Here is a 15,305-nt window from a genome sequence, read left to right on the forward strand (position 1 = left end):
TTGCCGGCAGAGGAAAAATAGGAAGCAGCACAAGACAGGATGGTGAAAAGCTCAGAATTTATTAGATAGCTTCGTAGTCTATCTGTTGGTTGGCTATATCGTGTTTATGCTTTTGATAGGAAATCCTCTTCTTCTTCAATAATTTTTTGGGGATGTGCCATTTAGCAATCAAATGTACTGATTCTGTGCAAGGTTTCACATAATTATTTGTTTGTATACCCATTTATCTTAATAAATTTCTCGATAGCTGTAGTTTTAGATTTTTTAAGAATGTTTGAAATCTAATGCTAAACAAAAGTAAGGGATTATGTTTTTTTATTTTGTGTGTTTAGGCATTTAATTTCCTTGAAATATCAAGTTAGGGAAGATGTTTAAATGGAATTTGAATCAATCTTTGATTGATATTAATTGGTTGAAAAATAACTTAATAATTTTCAGAGGAACCTTACAATACTTCACTGTCTTGAATAATCAATTTAAAGTGGTGATCTCACAATTTTTAAAACAAAAGATAAACTTGTATGCCGATCTATTGAAACAGTTGCAGATAGTTAAATAAATAGTATTTCATTGCTATATGAGCTGCCAGTTTTTATAGTTTTATAACTATTAAGATGATGGCTTTATTTTTGTTGGTGCTTACTTATAGCCTTCAATCCAACGTAGGCCAATGCAGGTGAGTTCCCCAAAATCTATTTGCTATCCATTGTGACTCTAATGCACTTGCAATATGTTCGTACAGGTATAGATCGATTAATCAAATATATTTTTCTTTTGGGTGAGCTAAAGGAAGATAGAAAAAATAGATATATCAGCAGATAAAATGATGAATTCTATGCCGTTTAGAGGCATTGCACGACGAATGATTCTTATTTGATGTCGGTTGATAGTTAAACAGTATACTAGGTGCTTCAATTGATCGGTATTGAATTTGTTAACCACAGAATATCTAGGACAAATAGTTAAACATTAGGCTTTAAAACTTCTTAGAGGTTATGAACCTGGTAATTTTATATAAGTTCGAAAAAACTATTGGATGCTGCGAACTGTAGATAAGTAGTTGCAAAAGCTTGTGTGTGTTTTTTAGTCAGGCAGGTGAATAAGAACTATTGATATGCTTCGATTGGTAAAATGGTGATCTACTCAAAATATAAATTATAAAAATCTACCAAACATGCATCATAAGAAGGGTGGTAAGAAAAAAGCGACGCTACTAAGCGCAACATTGCTCAGTGCTACTTGCATGATAGGTTCGGGCTGGCTGTTTAGCGCCCAATTAACGGCTAGATATGCAGGTAACTGGGCATTTATGGCGTGGATACTCGCTGCAGCTTTAGTTCTGATGGTAGGTTTGTGTCTTGCGCGTGTCGTGTCGATTTATCCGGTCCGAGGCGCGCTAGCTCAAGCCTGTGCTTTTTCTTATAACAGTATCTTTGGTATGCCTTTCTCCTTTGCCAATTGGTTTGGCATTCTAATGGTTGTTGCAACGGAGGCTCAGGCTACTACACAGTATCTTTCTTCTGCTATTGGCTCTTCTTTATTGATTGAAAGTCATAGTCTTACGATTTGGGGAAAGTTACTTGCCCTTAGCATCTTAGCGCTATATCTACTGATTAATTTTTATGGTATTCGTTGGCTAACTAAAATCAATAATATTGTAACTGTACTCAAGATTTTTACTCCACTATTTGCTCTGACAGTATTACTCATTGTAGTTTTTACCCGAAATCACATAGGCTCAAATTTTTCTCTTCCTTCCAGTCAGGAGTTTGAGTTCCATAGTGCCTTTTCAGCCATTATTGGTGCAGGTTTGATCTATTCCTACAATGGATTTCAAGTAAGTGTTGCTTTTGCTAGTGAAATCAAAAATCCTAAACGCAATATCCCTTTGGCTATAACACTATCGATAGTAATCATTACTTTGGTTTATTTGTCATTGCAATTTGCTTTTATGGAGGCCGTTCCACATCAGGTGTTGATAGAGAATGGTGGCTGGCAGGGGTTGAATTTTGCTTCACCACTGTTAGATCTAGCCACTCTGCTTGGCCTGCACTTTTTGGCGTTAATATTACTTGCAGATAGTATCACTAGCCCCTCAGCTTCTGGATATACGTACCTTGGAGCTTCATCAAGGATTTTATTTGCGATGGCCAAGGTAGGGCAAATGCCTCGCTGGCTAGCGGTGCTAGATCCAGTGCACAATATTTCCAGACGATCCATTCTAGTTAACTGGGTATTGGCAGCTATTGTTTTGGCTAATGCGGATAGTTGGGCAGCACTTATGGTAATAGTAACAGGGTACCATATTGTTAGTTATATGGCTGCGCCTATCAGTATGGGAGCCCTTGAGCCTAACACCCGTTGGTTTGGGCTGATAGTTTTTATCCTACTGGGTTTATTAATGCAGACATTACAGTCTTCTTCACTGCTTTTAGTATGTGCATCTTTATCAGTTTTGGTCTCTATATATGCAGGGCTTCATATAACAAAAGCTGGTTTTCATAAGTTAATTATATTTACTTTTCCATTTTTGGCATACTTATGGAGCTTGTACTTTATATCAAATGTTTGGTTGATAATAAGCGCATCTGCAGCTTTTTATCTGTTGATATCTTCGCGTTATTATGTTGAATTCTGCAAAAGTTATAAGGCAAGAGTTTGAGGGTAAAAGATGTTCTCATAAAGTGGGCATCTTCATAAAAAGTGGGTCTGAAAGGTTTGACCTGACAGCAGTGGTGAGATATCTGCCAGGTCAAATTTTGAAGGTCAAAACATAGAATTAATCATCTTGTTGGCTTTCGAGTTGCCTGAACCATGATTGAGATCATCCCAGGTTACTCTTCCGCTGGCGAGATCTAACTTAACACCCTGATGTCCAAGATAATTTCCACCTTGACGTAAAGTCATCTCAGTGAAAACTCCCTGGGTAGTGAAATTAAATCTTTCCATATTCGTAATATTAAAATTAACATCAAACATGCGATTAAATTCCAACACGCCACGTACGGTATCAACTAACGCTCGTGTGTGTGTCAAGCTGGATCCATTTCCAAGCATGGTTTGATGTGAAGAGCTACCATTGAGTGATACGCCACCAAAAACCCATCCCCGCCACTTTCTTCCCGGCGCAATAGGGCAGACTGCTGCCATTATCTCAAGGGCATCATTTCTTACCTGCGGAGCTTGCATTGATCCTGAAAAATGAGCGACTACACCAATCTTTCTAGGGCCGCCGCTATAGAGTACTAGCCCTACACAGGAACCATAACCATCAGAACGCAGCTCTCCTGCATTGGTGCCTGTCACCCAGGTACATTCCGGTCTGAATCGATAAGCAGCATAATTACCACCTAGCTGAACTGCCATAACATTGCCTCCTTATCGGATAATTATCAATTATTTGACTGCTTGGTCAGAAACAATATAACCGTACATCACACAGTGACCTTGATCAATATCAGTTAATTACAAATTGAAAGAGAAATATTGCTTGGGATTTTATTGGTGAGTTCTTTCAGTTTTTTAAGGTGGAGATAATGTCCTTCCTGTTCGAAAGTATAGGCGTGTGGTTTCGGTTAGTGGTTTTGGGTCCTTCACTCTAGAAGGCAGAGTTTTCAGAGTGCAATTGACGTTATATAGCTCTATTTATTTACACTTGCAGGCTTTCAACTATACATAGATGCGCTCGCTCAGACTTTATTTATATCCCGGTTCGAATTGGACCAAAGTAGAGTTGTGAAATATCTTTTTGTGCGCGGTTTGCCTGTCAGTCACCAGGATTTATTGTGCTTGCGGGTAGAAGATAACTATTGATGGATCTCCACAATTGGACATTTTACAGCGTAATTGTGCAGGAAATATGGAAAACATGGCTACTGCTCCTTGTTTTTTATTGGCTTGTTTTTTTGCGCCAAAAATCTGGCCGTAATTGTCGTTAGTGTTCATTAACTTTATCAAGGCATTGTGAATTCGAATCATAACTTCAGTTTTTTATGCTCTCTTGGCTTTTTTAAGTGGTTTTATATTGCTTTTAATGAATTTTAGTGAGAGCAGGGTTCTATTTTCAATCTAAATGGTTTTTTGCTTGGTTTCTAGGAACCGTGTTAATCAGTGGCGGTCCATAGCTTTGTCGCTAACGCTACTTCTGAAGTAAAACCTGCTTCGGTAAGTGAAGGATCTAGCTTAACTGGGGAAGGACATCGGACAAGATTGAATAACAGGCAAAGATATGATTTACCGAAAAACCAAATTAGCTTCTGTATTTAAACAACCTTTTTTTAGTCATACATTAATGGCTGTAGTTTTAACTGGAATTAGCTCTAATGTACTTGGCCATGGTTATGTAGAAGCTGCTGATGGCGGGGTTGCATCCGCACGTGGGACACTATGTAAATATCCTCTCGACTCTGGAGAGATGAATATAAACTGCGGTGCAGTTCAGTGGGAACCACAAAGTGTAGAGGGTAATGAAGGCTTCCCGGAAAGTGGACCCGCTGATGGGCAGATTGCCAGTGCGGGGAATAGCTCTTGGTCAGAGCTAAATGAACAGTCTTCTGATCGCTGGGTTAAGAATTATATCAGTTCTGGTTGGCAAACCTTTAAGTGGCACTTCACTGCGAACCATGTAAGCAGGGATTGGAAATACTATATTACCAAAGAGAACTGGAATCCAAACGCGTCCTTAACCCGTGATCAGTTTGATCTTAATCCCTTTTGTGAAGTGGATGGAAACTATGAGCAACCTCCAACAAATATGACACATGAGTGTCAGGTTCCAGATCGTGAGGGTTACCATGTCATCCTCGCTGTTTGGGATGTTGGTGATACAGTGAATGCTTTTTATAACGTTATCGATGTTGAGTTTGATGGTGATAATGTTACTAATACTGCGTGGAGTGCTGTAGGCACAATTAATCCAACACAAGACTTAAATATTGGAGACAAGGTATATACCCGTGTGTTTGATAGCTCCGGTGAAAATAGCTCTTATTCTACACTTCTGGAGATTGCCTCAAGCGAGCAAGGGATCGCAGAAAATTGGTCTCACGACTTGGCTGAATTGATTAACCGAGAGCAAACCAGTATTAGAGCTGGTGATTATGATGGTAGCAGTAGTTTTGAACCCTTGTACGGTATTAATAGTATTTATCTGCTAGAAAATAGTGGCCTGAGAAACGTTGAGATTGGGTACGAACTTAGTGCTGATCAGGGGGATGGTACTTCAGATACCAATGACGATGATTCAGATGATACTGGAAACACAGAAGGTAGTGGGAATACTGGGACTGCCTCTTGTGCAGTATTTGAGCAGCCCTACGCTGGTGATCCGGGTTACGCGATTGGGGATATCGTTATTTTTGATGGTATCGCTTACGAATCCAAACACGAGCCCAATTGGTGGTCTCCAAGCTCGGCGCCAGCACTTTGGATTGAAACCACTTGTCAAACGGTAGGGGGTGAATCAAACAACGATTCTGATACGGGATCAGGCAATACTTCCTCTAATAACAATTCTGATGACAATACCAGCACAGAAGGCGACACGGCAGCTTCCTGCCCGGAATTTCAGCAGCCTTACGCAGGCGATGAGGCCTATCAGTCTGGTGATCGTGTAACTTTTGAGGGCCAGGTATATACTTCCACCTACGGGCCAAACTGGTGGTCTCCCACTGCTGCGCCGCAGTACTGGGAGCAGAGCTCATGTGAGTAACTTAAACATTCTCAACCGCTTCCATATAATGAGAGGGAGGCGGTTGAATATAGGTGGCTCATTTCCTTAGTATTGACAGCATGAAATGCTGCTTTCCAAGTCATTTCATACCAGCCTCTTTGGCCGGTTATTACATGTAAATTCATTACGTACATAAAGGTGGCAACGGATGGCAACCTTCGTTTTGGTACATGGCGCTTGGCAGGGAGGTTGGTGTTGGCGGCGGGTTGCGGATCGCTTGCGTAATTTTGGCCATTTGGTATTTGCTCCTACATTAACAGGTCTAGGAGAGAGAGTTCATCTTTTAAACGATAAGATTGACCTGGACACACATATTCAGGATGTTCTTGGTGTCATTGAATCGGAAGAACTCTCTAACATCATTTTATGTGGTCATAGCTATGGGGGAATGGTCATTACCGGTGTTGCTGATAAGGTACCCAGTAATGTCCGCACTCTTGTTTATCTTGATGCTTTGGTGCCGGAGAGCGGGCTATGCACTTTAGAACTCTTACCTAAGGAAATAGGTTCTACCTTGCTTGAAAGTGCGAGGTCTACAGATAAAGGCTTTCTGGTAGCCCCAGATCAGGCTAAAAACTTTGGAGTAAATATTCATGATCAGGCCTGGGTAAATAGGCACTGTGTAGACCAGCCCCTCAAGACCTTTGAGCAACCAATCTTTTTGGAGGGGGCTTGGAAACTAATTCCTTATCGCATTTATATCTATGCAACAGGGTGGGCTCCGGGAATTGGTAAGCCATTTTATGAAATAGCACAGCGAGATAGCGGATGGAAGTCCAACTCTATTCAATGTGGACATGATGTAATGATTGATAAGCCTGAGGAATTAACGCAGATACTAATAGCCTCTATTTAAATATTCTTATCAGATTGCTGCTTGAGAAACTCAGGACTTGTCTTTATAGCCTAAGTCACAAATGTTAAAGGGATTGATATGATAAAGAGTGCGCAGGTTTTAACTTCCAGGATCACCTGCCCTTTATGTGGTCATGATCATACGGAAACTATGCCGATTGATGCCTGCCAATGGTTCTATCAATGTAAGAATTGTGGAGAGCTATTAAGTCCCAAGAAAGGCGATTGCTGTGTATTTTGCTCTTATGGAACGGTTGCGTGCCCACCGGTTCAAAAAGATGGAAAATCTTGTTGCTCCTCGTAAGGGGCAGCCATAATTTTAGTGGTAAGAAAGTATAAACAGGTAGGCTGTTGGTTCAAGCGGGATCGAATGTATAGGCGTTTAGCCCATTCTATTCTGATCTCTCCTTTAGGTGTTCAATGGCTTGATCAATTTCCGGCTTATTTTCTTCTATTAATCTATCTGCATGAATTTTTAATGAATTGATTGATTCGTAGTCAAAAATTCCGACTTTGGGATTGTTTACTTTTACGTTTAAGTAGTCAAATTCTATCCTCCCTTTTGGAGATAATAATTTTGCAATTCTTAGAGCGTAGAGCTGCTGCGTATCCATAGATCGTTGTACATCTGTGATAATATCAGGAAACCACTGCAGTCGTCCCCAGTTTTTTAAATCTTGATAACTATCCTTTGCGCTACGCAGAGGCGGGGTGCCCGATCCCATTATAAGTATGTAATAATTTTTATTTGGGTATTTTTCAACAATGTCCAGTAATATCATGCTGGTCGGATCATTTTCTGATACCGCGGCATCTGCAAAATATCGATGACTGAGGTCCCTGCTTGATGTTATAAAGTCTACAGGAGGGAATACCCCTTCCGCGCTGGATGCAGCAACCACTAGCTGATAGACACTGTTTGAAGGGAGCTCAGCAATTTCTTCACCATAATTTTTAAAAAGATGTACCCTTCCAGTGTAGATGTCAAGAGAAGGCACTATGACTGGTTTTTCTAAATCAGTAAATTTTAAGCTTTCTGAATAATGAAATTTTAAAACTTGATGGAGTCGATCTCCCATGAATCTCGGTGAAAGCATTCCAGCTCCAGTCAATATTTTATGATACCAGGGTGTTGAGAATAAATATTTACTTTCAGATTTGTAAAGTTTTATCAGTAGGTCTATTTTTGAGCCGTAGTCACCATATTGTTCACGTAGTTGTTTCATGGGAATGTTGATTCCTGTAGCAATAATAGCTCCGGTGGATACTCCACTGAAAACATCAAATATTTCATTTATAGGCTTGCCTACTTGACGTTCAATATATTGAAGAACATATAGTGGGATAAGACCTCGAACCCCTCCACCATCCAAAATTAGGATGTTGATGGTTTCTTTATCCTTGAGGGGGGCTTCATAGATAATGGCTTCTTCAGTAACCGCTATCCTATGGAACTTAGTTTTTTCAGTAAAGCGATGATTGTAGATATAAATTGTGATGCCAATTGTGGCTAACAATAGAAGTGTAAAGAGTGTAAGTTGCCAGGTCTTCATTGTGTCACCCAAGTAGCCTGCCGACAATTCAGGCATAATTTGAGCAATAATATTTATTTCCAAGTGGCTTTTAGTGAAGTTTTTGATTTAATTTTTATTTTTCTTATTCATAAATTATATTGTTGGTAGGGTTGTTAGTGTTTTGATCGGAGTGGCTGAGATGGCTATTCCCTCTGGAATTCTATCGAAATGCATATATTGCAGAAGAGTATATAATCTGGTTGGTCTTGTGATATCTACATAGTCAATATTCTGACTGTCTGTTAACGTTTTGCACAGGTATTGAGAACAACTACCTTTCAAAAAGGTGATATTTAGGATAACCTCCTAGACTCACTGTATTCTGCTGATCGAATTATGACTTATGCTAAGATAGGGTCATTATAGATGTGTACCGAACCCTAGATATAGACCCACTGGTTTTGTAAAGAATTCTAAGCTGTGAGCTCTAGGCTAATAATTATGTTTAAATATTTTTTAGTGGCCCTTTTGTTGTTGATTTTGGCTTCATGTGGCAGGTCCGAGTCACTTTCAGTTGAATCTGGGGGGGAAGCTAGGCTTGGTACTGAAGAGGTCGTTGAGGGGACGCTGGAGCAGGAAAAACAATTACAGGACTTTGTTAGTTCCTCTGAGCTATCTAAAGATGATATTTCAAGTGTGGAAGATCACACTGAAACTCCTGATAACCAACATGGCCCTCAAAGCGCTCTCGCGACTGAAAAAAGCTCTAGGCCGATAGATATCAGTGCAGCTTTCGAGAAGGGCGTATCTTCAGTTGAGAAGTATGATTTCTCCAGAAAAAGCACATTGCCTAATCTTTTTGAGACGCAGCAAAAGGCTGAGAATGTCTCTTTTAGTGGTAAGCTAATAAACGATCCTGAAAATCCTGATTACCTTCAGTCATTGGAGGGGGTGGAATTCTCAATAGAAATTAAAACACGATAGAATAAAATAGAAAGGCAATTCGCTGCATCTAAGGTGGTTGCTGTAATATGTCAATATAATTGCTTCTCTAGTGTTTGTTTGGGTTTTGCTTTATCAAGCTTTTGCCTCTCTTTGATTAACTATTTTTTCTCCATAGGTTAGATACAACCACTAATGTCTTGTGTTACTTTGTTTCGAATAGTGCGCTTTTTATCATCCTGGGCTAATATTTTATTTGCGGGAGCGAGGCTCAAAGTTTAATACATGGAGTGTATCCAGAATGTCAGGAAGTTATCCAGATAGAATTAAGCAGCTACCTCTTTATGATGGTCGGTTTGATGCCTACAAGTTGGAGGCAAAAGGAAGTGATGTTCTTTTTGCATCATATCCGGCGGGAACGGTTATTCCAGATCATACGCATGCGACTGATAATTATGGGGTGATTACGAAAGGCGAGTTGATACTAAGTATGAATGGTGCTGTTCAGCGCTTTGGAATTGGCGATTGGTACCATGTTCCAGCAAATACTGAACATGCTGCCTCATTTGAAGAGGATACAGATGAAATCGAGTTTTGGTTTCAAGCTAAAGATAAAGAGAAAAGCCTTTAATTTCCCCAGCAAAATCTATTGAGTTCAAACAGATTGAATAACCCGAATACGGTCATTCATGGCTCTAATGGAGATTGGGATTGTAGGTGCAAATACCTCCCATGCGTGATTAACGCCTGGACGCAAGTGGAACTCTGTACTTACCTCGTCATTGGCGAGTAAGCGTGCATATTCAATATTTTCATTGCGAAAAATGTCCAATTCCCCAATTTCAATATATGCGGAGGGCAATCCTTCCGCGTTTTTTAAGTGAGCTGGAGCGGCAACAGCGGTTACTTTACTTGTACCCATTGTTTCTCCGAGATAAGCCTGCCAAGCGGTAAGGTTGTCATCATTAGTCCAAAGTACATAGGGAGCCAGCTTTGGGTCCTCAACAGTATTCCGGTCATCAAGCATTGGATATATAAGAATTTGTTTTGCTAAAGAAGGGCCATTCCTGTCCCTTGCTAAGATGGTCAGTGCCGCAGACAGCCCTCCACCAGCACTATCGCCCATAACAGCTAACCTGTTGGGGTCTACTTGCAGCAATTTGGCATTCTTATGGAGCCAGCACAATGCCGAGTAACAATCCTCAATGGGGGTTGGAAAAGGATATTCTGGCGCTTTGCGGTAATCCACTGAGAGAAATGGCACCCCACTCTTTGAGACATAGTTTGCGACTAATCGGTCGTATATTCCTACATCATTGAAGATCAAGCCCCCACCATGTAAGTAGAGTACCGCTGACCCCGGCGTTGAGTTTTGTTTACAGTACCATCGCAATATGATGCTGGATTCATCGGGCAGCTTTACCAGAAAATCTTCTATTGATACATCGGTTGGCATGGGATGGGTTTGAAATACCTCTCTGAGAACATGCTCACCAACCTCACGTCTTGTGGCCACATCACCTACTTCTATTGGCTCTATGGATTCCAGTAAAGCCCTAAATTGCTTGATTGCTTGGCTGAATTGGCTGTCAAGGGTATAGGCCATGATCTTTCCGTATCTTATGGCTTGGTACTGACGGTAGGGTATTTCTATTGGAAAAAGTTGGACGCTTATAGCTTCGTCTATTTTTTCATCCATGTGTTGGAAATGCTGCCTGAATCCAGTGTTGCCTCGGGGGGTAACATTCATCCAGATGGGACGTTCAGAAGTAAAAGTGAAACTTTACAATCATACCTAAATGATAGCGTTCAGCGCTAATTCATTTGTGCCTATTGTGAAATTTTATGAAAAATAGCTTTATAGATTGACTGTGAGCAGCTACTAGGTGTGTGAAGTAATAGTTAAAAAATAAGAAAGATCCAGAGTAATAATTTTCAAGTTACCTCTCAACCCTCCTATCCAAAAATGTGTACGCATTATGGAATGGTTAAGTAACGTTAAGGATTCACTTTTACTGCGGTCTTTTAGGGTAATTTTCCTATTGAATCGCCAGCGCTAGTAAACCCCCGAAAAACTGGAGAGACACTCTGTATTTTGTGTTTTCACTAACAAACGATCTGTCAGGGATAAATAATGCTAAGAATAATTAACTCATTATCTATTTTTTTACTGGGAATCTCAGCATCGATGATGGCTGCTGGAGAAATTGATTCAGGGGATGCAAAGGTGCATCGGTTGGATTTGCAGGGACAAATTGATACTAGGGCACCGTTGTCAAAAACGTTATGGGCAGGGGCACATAATGCCTATGCTTCTTTCCAGTGGGATCAAGGAGTATATACCGATGTTAATCAATGGTATGCCCCTGAGAAGCTGTTCCATCGTGGTATCCGCTTAGTGGAGTACGATACCTACCCTTTATCCACGTTTAGTTCTACTCCACACATGTGTCACATGGGACTTGAAGAGGCCACTATGTGCATATACATGGTAGGCACAGCGGCAACTCTCGGGGATGGCTTTGATGAGATCACAGATTTTCTTGAGGATAATCAGGATGAAGTGTTATTTATAAAATTAGAAGCTTATGATTCAGATTATCTTCAGAATTTTAGGAACAAAATTGGTGAAAAGATTGAGAGTCGCCTGGGGGACTATGTTTTCAAGCCAACTGACTGGGGTTACGCGGAAGGGGATTGCGCTTCATTGCCAGTGCAAACTTTAAGCAAGCAAGATGTGCTGGATACAGGGCGAAACATTATTCTTTTTACTCAGGTACCTAGAGAGTATCCGCACACAGGGGATAATAATCTTTGCGATTATCATGATGAATCCAAAACAAGCAAGTATTTAAGGAATGTCTGGATTGGCGTAGATGAAATGGATGCTGCTGGCAATCTAACCTCCAATGAACCTTTGGCTCAAAATTCCAGCCAGTTGACAGTGGATTCTGATGGTAATAGCAGCGCTACCACCCACTATAAAAATGGAAATTTCAGTGTCGTACTGGATGCGACTACGGAGTACAGTAAGAACGATATCAAAATTTATGGTGATACCGTCCAAGAAAAAGCACAGGCAGGTTACCAGCTGATAGAGTTGGCTTTAGTTGAAGCCAATGCAACAACCATTGGAGCATCCAAAGCTCCACAAATTGAAGATTACCTTTGGTCTTGGCGAGATGACTGACCGGGTACCGAGCACAGTTGTAGTTGGCTAACTAATGATGGGGAGATTAGAGATTATGATTGCTCTACGATCCGTGTATTTGCGTGTGTAGATGCTAATAGGAATTGGCACATCAGTGAGTCCACCGGTGCCTGGGCTGATGGCTATAGCGCTTGTGCTGCAGAGGGCTATCAATACGGTATGCCTTATAATGCCCTTGAAAGTACTGAACTCTATGCTGAAAGAAATACTAAGGGCATAACAACTTCGGTTTGGGTAAATTATTATAAGGTATTTGAGGATTTTTGGCTTGCCAGCCAGGATGCTTACTCTGATTATGGTTACCTCAAAAAGGATGCGATTGGTGGCACTGGTGGTTCTGCATTTGATTCCATCGATTTAATCAAGCGTAAACTGCTTGGTAGCGGCACTATGAATTTGAAATCGGTACAAATTCGCTCTGGAAGTCGTATTGATGGGTTAAAGGCTTGTTATGAATTCCAGCAGGCTGTCAGCCATGCAAATGCGAGCGTTCATGAACTTTGCATTGAGTATGGTGACGGAGATGGTGGCTCAATGGGCTCTGTCCTTAGTTTTGACTCCGCCAGTGGTGAATATCTCGATGATGTTAAAATCTGCTGGGATGATGAAAAGTACAGTTCCGGTAGTATTTATTATTTAAAACTGACTTCCAGTACAGGGGAGACAGTTTCAGGTGGCATGCAGCAGGGTTCCTGTAAGAGCTATTCTTCTACCTCTACCCAGCAGATATTTGCTTTCCATGGGCGCCAAGGGGATGAAGTTATTGCTTTGGGTGTGCACAAGCTTTCCAGTTCTTTGATCAATGCTGGCTATTACGCAACGGAATGGCTCAATAATGACAACCCCTCCTCTGGTGGCATTGACTACGAAAGTTTTAATGAACACAAAGCGGCAGGTAATATCTCCAATACCTGTGAAGTAAAAGATGTCGTAAATGTTGTTGGTCGCTTGGCTGATTCCAAACTAGATTACAGGTTTACAGGAGAGAGTATATTAGTGGGGAATCTCGGTTCTAATTATCGTTTCTTCTGTGCAACAGAGAATTGTAGTGATTACGAGGTAAAATACTTCTTTACTACGCCTTCTTGTTTGCCCTAGGTGGCGGAGGTGAGGGCGGGTTGGGAGGCCCAATCCGCACTTACTCTAAAACCTTATTGAATATTTATGGGCACATTTGCTTGCTTCTTTTTGCTCAATCTCACTTTATCCCACTTTATGACTCCCGCAATGAGCCCAGAAATGATCAATAAGCTTGAACAGATTTTCACTATCCCCAGAGGCTCTTGATAAACAAGCCAGCTAGCTAGGAGACCAAAAATTGGTACCAGTAAGGTAAGAGGAGCGATAGTTGATAAACGGTAAGTGACAACCAAACGATTCCAAATCCAATAGCCTAGTAAGGTGGTGGGCCAAGCCTGAAATAGAATTGAGGCTAGGGTAAGCTTATCAATTTCAATAAGGTTGTTTAAAACCTCTTTACCTTCCAGAGCCAACGCAAGAACCAGTAAAGGGATGGGAGCAAACAGAAGGCTCCAAACAATAAAAGCGAAAACCTCCTTGGTATTGGCCGCTTTGACAATCAGACCACTGATACCCCAGCAAGTTGCTGCCAGAATCACTAGCACCACCCCGAGGGGCTGACACTGCCATCCTCAATAAGGAAAGCAATCCATAATCCTAAGATTGCCAGGCTGGCTCCCAATATTTTTTGTGCACTGACCGTCTCTTTAAGGATCAGCCAGCCAAGTAATACGCTAATTGCTGCATTGAGCTGGAGCAGCAGTGATGCCATACCTAGAGAGAGCCCAGCAGTAAGCGAGCAAGTAGCAAGTCCCCAGATACCTGTGCCAAAGACCAAGCTATAGCTGAGGATATAGCGCCAGGCAACGGGCGGCTTGGGAATAAAGAAAATGGCCGGTATTGCTGCAAGAGTGAAGCGCAGCGCGGTAACTAGTAGTGGATTGAGATTTGTCGTACTCACTTTAATGGCAATAAAGTTGACTCTCCAAATAGCCATCACGAAAATTCCAAGGCTCAAATCTTTGTATCTCATAACTACTGTCCCATTGATATCGGGATAGTTTCTGTGCATTCTGAGGTTAGGGACAGATACAGATTTCAATTAAAAAAAGTATACAGTTTGTTACTTTCTGCCCAATAAGGGGCTGGAAGGTTAATTGAGTTTGGGGAGTATGATGCGGTACAAGAGAATGGCTGATCATTTAATGGAAGATATTCGCCAGGTAAAGGTGCAGCCAGGACAAAAGCTTCCGTCTCTACGTCAGCTTGCTCGGGTGAATGAGGTTAGCCTGACTACCGCATTGAATTGTTATCGTTATCTGGAGGAGATGGGATGGGTGAGGACGACGTCTACCATGAGTTAGATCACCAGGGAGTCCCTCCACTCCCAGCATGCCATTGGGATACCGGGGGATACTTATTATGGTGTGGATCTATATCAAAAACACTGAGTTCTGGTTATCGACTGGGTTGGTGTTTGCCTGGACGATATTTAAATTATTACAGGCAGCAACGTCAACTCGAGAGCTTAGGGGTAAATTCACCACTCCAATTGAGCTTGGCTGATTTTATCTGTAGTGGGCAATATGCTAAGCACCCGGCGACATTGAGACCCCGATTGCGGGAGCAAGTTGATCAGTATCGTAATTTCCTGACTGACCATCTCATCCCAAAGGTGTGGATTAGCATGCCAACAGGAGGATTGGTTTTATGGCTTCAAGTTCCCAGGTTAAATGGATAAAGGCTTTCATGATGGTACAATATATGGAAAACCTATAAAAGATACAGTAAAAATATTAAAAGATTTATCAGAAAACTTTAATTTAATTGTATTTTCTTGTAAATGTAACCCTGATAGACCTTTAGTTAATGAAAAAACCGCCAAAGAGTTGATTGAAGAATGGTTAAAAGATAAAGGAATGTTAAAATACATCAGAGAAATTACTTTTGAAAAAACAAATGTTGTTGCTTATTTTGACGACAAAGCAATAAAATTTGAGAATTGAGCTTCTTGTAAAGAAGAATTAAAGAA

Annotated in this window: 15 protein-coding genes; 10 read left to right on the forward strand and 5 right to left on the reverse strand. The window is 41.0% G+C overall.

Annotation, left to right across the window (positions count from 1 at the left end; genetic code table 11):
- Positions 1-1,174: 1,174 nt before the first annotated feature.
- Positions 1,175-2,662, forward strand: a complete 1,488-nt coding sequence (locus ACJJIO_RS16960) for an APC family permease (protein WP_444909179.1) — start codon at positions 1,175-1,177, stop codon at positions 2,660-2,662.
- Between the two features lie 104 nt (positions 2,663-2,766).
- Here the strand turns inward: ACJJIO_RS16960 and ACJJIO_RS16965 are convergent, their stop codons facing one another.
- The gene (locus ACJJIO_RS16965) at positions 2,767-3,366 is read right to left on the reverse strand and encodes a hypothetical protein (RefSeq protein ID WP_444909180.1); all 600 of its coding nucleotides are present in this window, start codon (positions 3,364-3,366) and stop codon (positions 2,767-2,769) included.
- A gap of 862 nt (positions 3,367-4,228) precedes the next feature.
- Between ACJJIO_RS16965 and ACJJIO_RS16970 the strand changes: the two genes are divergently transcribed.
- The 3 genes from ACJJIO_RS16970 to ACJJIO_RS16980 all read left to right on the forward strand — a co-directional run bounded on the left by ACJJIO_RS16970 (position 4,229) and on the right by ACJJIO_RS16980 (position 6,890).
- A complete protein-coding gene (locus ACJJIO_RS16970; RefSeq protein ID WP_444909181.1) occupies positions 4,229-5,710 on the forward strand; it encodes a lytic polysaccharide monooxygenase in 1,482 nt (493 codons plus the stop codon).
- A gap of 169 nt (positions 5,711-5,879) precedes the next feature.
- Positions 5,880-6,587, forward strand: coding sequence for an alpha/beta fold hydrolase (locus ACJJIO_RS16975; RefSeq protein ID WP_444909182.1), 708 nt, complete (start codon positions 5,880-5,882; stop codon positions 6,585-6,587).
- 78 nt (positions 6,588-6,665) lie between these two features.
- On the forward strand, positions 6,666-6,890 hold the full coding sequence (locus ACJJIO_RS16980; RefSeq protein WP_444909183.1) for a GDCCVxC domain-containing (seleno)protein: 225 nt from the start codon (positions 6,666-6,668) through the stop codon (positions 6,888-6,890).
- Positions 6,891-6,978: 88 nt separating this feature from the next.
- Here ACJJIO_RS16980 and ACJJIO_RS16985 read toward each other — a convergent pair whose 3' ends face one another.
- The gene (locus tag ACJJIO_RS16985; RefSeq protein WP_444909184.1) at positions 6,979-8,139 is read right to left on the reverse strand and encodes a patatin-like phospholipase family protein; all 1,161 of its coding nucleotides are present in this window, start codon (positions 8,137-8,139) and stop codon (positions 6,979-6,981) included.
- 462 nt (positions 8,140-8,601) lie between these two features.
- On the opposite strand from ACJJIO_RS16985, the gene ACJJIO_RS16990 reads away from it, so the two are divergent.
- Together ACJJIO_RS16990 and ACJJIO_RS16995 are read left to right on the forward strand one after the other, a co-directional pair.
- The gene (locus tag ACJJIO_RS16990) at positions 8,602-9,084 is read left to right on the forward strand and encodes a hypothetical protein (RefSeq protein ID WP_444909185.1); all 483 of its coding nucleotides are present in this window, start codon (positions 8,602-8,604) and stop codon (positions 9,082-9,084) included.
- A 259-nt stretch (positions 9,085-9,343) separates the two neighbouring features.
- Entirely contained in the window at positions 9,344-9,673 is a 330-nt protein-coding gene (locus ACJJIO_RS16995; RefSeq protein ID WP_444902696.1) for a cupin domain-containing protein, read from the forward strand.
- Between the two features lie 24 nt (positions 9,674-9,697).
- Here ACJJIO_RS16995 and ACJJIO_RS17000 read toward each other — a convergent pair whose 3' ends face one another.
- Complete coding sequence (locus ACJJIO_RS17000; protein ID WP_444909186.1) at positions 9,698-10,741, reverse strand: alpha/beta hydrolase; 1,044 nt, start codon at positions 10,739-10,741, stop codon at positions 9,698-9,700.
- A gap of 435 nt (positions 10,742-11,176) precedes the next feature.
- Between ACJJIO_RS17000 and ACJJIO_RS17005 the strand changes: the two genes are divergently transcribed.
- Positions 11,177-12,232 (forward strand): PI-PLC domain-containing protein, encoded by a 1,056-nt coding sequence (locus ACJJIO_RS17005; protein ID WP_444909187.1) that lies wholly within the window; start codon positions 11,177-11,179, stop codon positions 12,230-12,232.
- 180 nt (positions 12,233-12,412) lie between these two features.
- Positions 12,413-13,351 (forward strand): jacalin-like lectin, encoded by a 939-nt coding sequence (locus ACJJIO_RS17010; protein ID WP_444909188.1) that lies wholly within the window; start codon positions 12,413-12,415, stop codon positions 13,349-13,351.
- 53 nt (positions 13,352-13,404) lie between these two features.
- Here the strand turns inward: ACJJIO_RS17010 and ACJJIO_RS17015 are convergent, their stop codons facing one another.
- Together ACJJIO_RS17015 and ACJJIO_RS17020 are read right to left on the reverse strand one after the other, a co-directional pair.
- Positions 13,405-13,872: an EamA family transporter gene (locus ACJJIO_RS17015; RefSeq protein WP_444909189.1), complete on the reverse strand. Its 468-nt coding sequence runs from the start codon at positions 13,870-13,872 to the stop codon at positions 13,405-13,407.
- Entirely contained in the window at positions 13,872-14,306 is a 435-nt protein-coding gene (locus ACJJIO_RS17020) for an EamA family transporter (RefSeq protein ID WP_444909190.1), read from the reverse strand. Before ACJJIO_RS17020 ends, ACJJIO_RS17015 begins: the two co-directional genes overlap by 1 nt.
- Positions 14,307-14,448: 142 nt before the next feature.
- Between ACJJIO_RS17020 and ACJJIO_RS17025 the strand changes: the two genes are divergently transcribed.
- Together ACJJIO_RS17025 and ACJJIO_RS17030 are read left to right on the forward strand one after the other, a co-directional pair.
- Positions 14,449-14,637, forward strand: coding sequence for a GntR family transcriptional regulator (locus tag ACJJIO_RS17025; RefSeq protein WP_444909191.1), 189 nt, complete (start codon positions 14,449-14,451; stop codon positions 14,635-14,637).
- 369 nt (positions 14,638-15,006) lie between these two features.
- A complete protein-coding gene (locus ACJJIO_RS17030) occupies positions 15,007-15,279 on the forward strand; it encodes a hypothetical protein (RefSeq protein ID WP_444909192.1) in 273 nt (90 codons plus the stop codon).
- Positions 15,280-15,305 lie beyond the last annotated feature (26 nt).

The organism is Microbulbifer mixtoriginis (SeqCode), from assembly GCF_052467235.1.

Excerpts from the sequence above, each read along its gene's own strand:
- ACJJIO_RS17010 (WP_444909188.1), top strand. The coding sequence starts at position 12,413 with ATGCCTTATAATGCCCTTGAAAGTACTGAACTCTATGCTGAAAGAAAT.
- ACJJIO_RS16965 (WP_444909180.1), bottom strand. The coding sequence starts at position 3,366 with ATGGCAGTTCAGCTAGGTGGTAATTATGCTGCTTATCGATTCAGACCG.
- ACJJIO_RS16970 (WP_444909181.1), top strand. The coding sequence starts at position 4,229 with ATGATTTACCGAAAAACCAAATTAGCTTCTGTATTTAAACAACCTTTT.
- ACJJIO_RS17020 (WP_444909190.1), bottom strand. The coding sequence starts at position 14,306 with ATGAGATACAAAGATTTGAGCCTTGGAATTTTCGTGATGGCTATTTGG.
- ACJJIO_RS16960 (WP_444909179.1), top strand. The coding sequence starts at position 1,175 with ATGCATCATAAGAAGGGTGGTAAGAAAAAAGCGACGCTACTAAGCGCA.
- ACJJIO_RS17030 (WP_444909192.1), top strand. The coding sequence starts at position 15,007 with ATGGATAAAGGCTTTCATGATGGTACAATATATGGAAAACCTATAAAA.
- ACJJIO_RS16975 (WP_444909182.1), top strand. The coding sequence starts at position 5,880 with ATGGCAACCTTCGTTTTGGTACATGGCGCTTGGCAGGGAGGTTGGTGT.
- ACJJIO_RS16990 (WP_444909185.1), top strand. The coding sequence starts at position 8,602 with ATGTTTAAATATTTTTTAGTGGCCCTTTTGTTGTTGATTTTGGCTTCA.
- ACJJIO_RS16985 (WP_444909184.1), bottom strand. The coding sequence starts at position 8,139 with ATGAAGACCTGGCAACTTACACTCTTTACACTTCTATTGTTAGCCACA.
- ACJJIO_RS17000 (WP_444909186.1), bottom strand. The coding sequence starts at position 10,741 with ATGGATGAAAAAATAGACGAAGCTATAAGCGTCCAACTTTTTCCAATA.
- ACJJIO_RS17025 (WP_444909191.1), top strand. The coding sequence starts at position 14,449 with ATGCGGTACAAGAGAATGGCTGATCATTTAATGGAAGATATTCGCCAG.
- ACJJIO_RS16980 (WP_444909183.1), top strand. The coding sequence starts at position 6,666 with ATGATAAAGAGTGCGCAGGTTTTAACTTCCAGGATCACCTGCCCTTTA.
- ACJJIO_RS17005 (WP_444909187.1), top strand. The coding sequence starts at position 11,177 with ATGCTAAGAATAATTAACTCATTATCTATTTTTTTACTGGGAATCTCA.
- ACJJIO_RS16995 (WP_444902696.1), top strand. The coding sequence starts at position 9,344 with ATGTCAGGAAGTTATCCAGATAGAATTAAGCAGCTACCTCTTTATGAT.